Source organism: Pedobacter sp. 01T416_2, from assembly GCF_056398925.1.
Genome location: NZ_JBFTQI010000558.1, coordinates 1 through 3,993, shown reverse-complemented (window position 1 = coordinate 3,993; position 3,993 = coordinate 1). Strand labels below are relative to the sequence as shown.

Genomic DNA, 3,993 nt, shown 5'->3' with positions numbered 1-3,993 from the left:
GCATATATAGGATTCGGGTCGTTGTAATAATATCTTCTGCGGATGTTGTATTGAGAGTTCCTGATATCGTTACCTTTATACAAACCATAAAGTACCCAGTTGCTTAAGCGCAACCTACCAATCGAACGCCCGCCTAACGAATCGGCCAAAGCCATTCCTGCAATGTTGTAATAAGCAGCACCCCATACCCTTCTTTGCTGTGGATTATCGGTGATACCACCAACTACCGCAGTTGGATTTTCCTGCTCTAACACCCAAATAGCCTCTGTATTTCCCTGAACTCTTCTTTCATTTCCATATTGGAACATGTCTGAATAATAATCTCCTGGCTGGCCAGTTTTAACACCATAACGGTTTCTGATGAGACTAAATTTTCCGCTACTGATAATTGCCTGTGCCTGTTGCTCAGCTAAATCAGGTTTCCCGATTCGGAGATAAACTTCAGCCAAAAGTTGCATGGCCATAAATTTATTTGCCCTGCCATACATTTTGCCTTTGGTATTAGTTTTTACCGATTCAATATCAGGAAGATTTGCTGCAGCAAAAAGCAAATCTGCTACGATGAGGTTGTTTACATCGGCTATTGGTGCCCTTACAAAATCTATTTTAGGTCCTGTCAATGCATGCGTAACCAGCGGTACACCACCAAACAAAGTAGCTAAATTATTATAAGCATAAGCCCTGAAAAACTTAGCTTCGGCACTTACTGAATTTTTACCTGCTGCACTTAAAGTGGTAACACTTGGATTTTCTATACCATCTAAAATAATATTCGTTAAGTTAACCATGATATAGTTTCTATTCCAGGTGCGGCCGGCACCAACATCTAAAGATGTTAATAAAGCGTAGTTATAGTAAGGTATTTCTACACCTTGCTGGTTATTTGTTGCATTTGCAACATCGGTTCCTACCTGCCAAACACTTGGCCAGCCTTGTTGATCGGCCCAGGAGAATATAGTACTGGTATGATTATATAAACCAATTAGTGAGGCTTCAAACCCAAGTGAATCGGTAAGTGTTAATGGTGTATATGAAGAAAATGGTTTCTCATCTAAGTAAGATTTTTTGCAAGATGAAAATGCAATAAATAATATGGATAAAGATGCGAATATGGTTATATATTTTTTCATGATGATGATAATTAACGTAATGAAACATTTAAACCCAGAACGAAAGTTCTTGTTATTGGATAATTATTTGTCCAATCTGCCGCGAATGCCTGCTGATTAGCTCCAGAATTCCCTGATCCTCTACCATAAGTAGTTTGCTCGGGATCCCAGCCTACCCAATTGGTGAAAGTGTGCAGGTTACGGCCACTTGCATAAACGGTTAAACTACCCAGGTGARGTTTATCTAAAATGTGTTGTGAAAATACATAGCTTAATGTTACATCCTTGATTCTGGTGTAACTCGCATCAGATGCATAACCGTATCCTAAAGTATTATTGTAAGACAAAGCCGGGCGGGTTTGGCTTTGGTTTTCAGGAGTCCAGTAACCGATCTCAGCTGGCGTATTTCTTCTACCTGTTTCATCGCCATAGGTTAAATCAGGATTGTTTCTCGTTATACCCTGCGCAGTTTGAATAAATACGCTTAAATTAATATTTTTATAATGAAAAGTGTTGGTTATACCACCGGTCCATTTCGGGGCGGTTTGTCCAAGAATGGTTCTGTCATCACCAGTAATTTTTCCGTCACCATTTAAATCAGCAAACTTTAAGCTACCTGGTTTTGCTGTTGGATCCTGCTTAGAAACATCTTCGCCCGTTTGCCAAACACCAGTCATTTTGTAATCATATACGACATTGATGGGCTGTCCTATAAACCACCTGTTTCCCAAGTCATCTTTACCATCGCCATACAAATCGTCGATCTTATTTTTATTGGTCGCAAAAACAACCATTGTTTCCCAACGGAAGTCTTTTCCTGCAATGTTTTGAGTATTCAAAGTTAGCTCTAAACCATTATTGGTCGTTTTACCAATGTTTTCTAAAACTCTTGAGTAACCAGTAATAATTGGCAAGCTTCTATTCAGTAACAAACCACTTGTTTTATTCTGGTAGGCTTCTACACTACCTGTAACCCGGTTATTAAGGATTCCAAAATCTAAACCAATGTTTGCCGTTTTGGTGGTTTCCCATTGTAACATGATATTACCCAAATTATTTGGGATAACCCCAATTGTACTTATTCCGTTAAAAGGAGAACGGGAAGAACCTTCAGTGGTGATGGTATTATAAACACCAACAGCTTCATTACCAGTTTTGCCATACGATAACCTCAATTTCAAATTGCTGATAAGTTTAACATTTTTCATGAAATTTTCGTTAATAACATTCCAGCCAATTGCTGCCGATGGGAAAACACCATACTTGGTTGTATTTGCACCAAATACGGATGAACCATCTCTACGTGCCGTTAAAGTAAATAAATAGCGGCTATCATAGGAGTAAAATAAACGGCCCATCTGTGAATTCAGCCCATATCTATCGCGATAAGAACCACTTGTTTGTGTAGCACCTGCCCCTAGGTTATCCAAACCTAATTCATCATTAATAAAGCCGGTAGCACCTGCTGTGGTTGAATTGTATTTACGTTCTTGTGCACTATATAAGGCAGTAAAATCGAAATGATGCTTTTTAATATCCTTAGAATACGTTAAGATATTTTCTATAGTATAACTGTTGGTAGATGCATTAACACTTCTTGCAGTTCCATTATTATCATTTGCTAAGCGCCCTATGTAACTACCTGATCTTTCAGGAAAATAAGTATAACCAGCGTTTAACCTAAATTTAAGACCTGTTAATGCACCAGGAAATTTTACTTCGGCATAACCATTTCCATTAATATTGGTTGTTCTACCAATCTGTGTTGTTTTTAAGCCTAATAATGGATTGGTGTAAAGCAACTCAGGACTCATTGGGAAGATTGTGTATGATCCATTTGCATTATACTCCTGACCATAAGGACTCATTGCGGTAGCGAACAACAAATTTGCCCTTCCACCATCGAAATTGTTACTGGTTAAAAATAGTGATGTACCTACAGTTAAAAAACTGGTAACGTTTACATCTAAGTTTGATCTTAAGCTGACACGATTGAACTGGTATCCTTTTACCACTCCTTTTTGATCTAAATAATCTCCAGAAATAAAATATTTCACGTCAGGGGATCCGCCAGAGATACTTACGTTATGATCCTGAATTTTACCTTGCTGTGTAGCCTCGTCTACCCAATCGATAGTAGTACCTGCATTGTAAGCAGGAAGTTCCCCGATATTTGGAACCGGTCTGGTTTGGGTTTGATTGGTTTGTTTAAGAAAATCAGCATATTTCTGCAGATATTCTGCTCCACTCCGGGGTTCTAAAATATGGGCCATATTATCAATCCCCACATAACCGTTATAACGAATTACGGGTTTACCAGTTGTTCCCCTTTTCGTGGTAACTAAAATTACGCCATTTGAACCATTTGTACCATAAATAGCTGTGGCGCTCGCATCTTTCAAAATCTCTACCGATGCAATATCGTTGGGGTTAATATCGTTTAACGAACCACCTGTTTTAGTTAACGGAACACCATCTACCACTACATAAGGACCTGCATTGGCTGTTATCGAGTTTTGTCCGCGGATTAAGGCACTAGGCTGACTTCCAGGAACAGATGATGTAGTGGTAACATTTACCCCTGCTACTGCGCCTTCGATTGATTGAAGGACATTCGTTACAGGTAGTTGCGACAACCTTGCTTTAGGTACAGAAACAATCGAACCAGTAACATCAGAACGTTTTTGCGTACCATAACCTATTACAACTACATCTTGTAAGTTTTTATCCTTATCCTCTGCAAGGATGATGCTCAATTGCGTGTCATTAGCTACCAATATGGTATTGGTTACATAACCTACAAAAGTAATCACTAAACTTTCTCCTTTTTGGGCTGATATTTTGAAATTTCCATTGGCATCGCTGGCCACCACCTGAGTAGTTC

General features: G+C 38.9%; 2 protein-coding genes. Both read right to left on the bottom strand.

Annotation, left to right across the window (positions count from 1 at the left end):
* The coding region (locus AC1DPQ_RS20220) for a RagB/SusD family nutrient uptake outer membrane protein (protein ID WP_477610683.1) at positions 1–1,130 on the bottom strand (1,130 nt) is incomplete at its 3' end.
* Positions 1,131–1,141: 11 nt separating this feature from the next.
* A partial coding sequence (locus AC1DPQ_RS20215; RefSeq protein ID WP_477610682.1) for a SusC/RagA family TonB-linked outer membrane protein occupies positions 1,142–3,993 on the bottom strand: 2,852 nt, incomplete at its 5' end.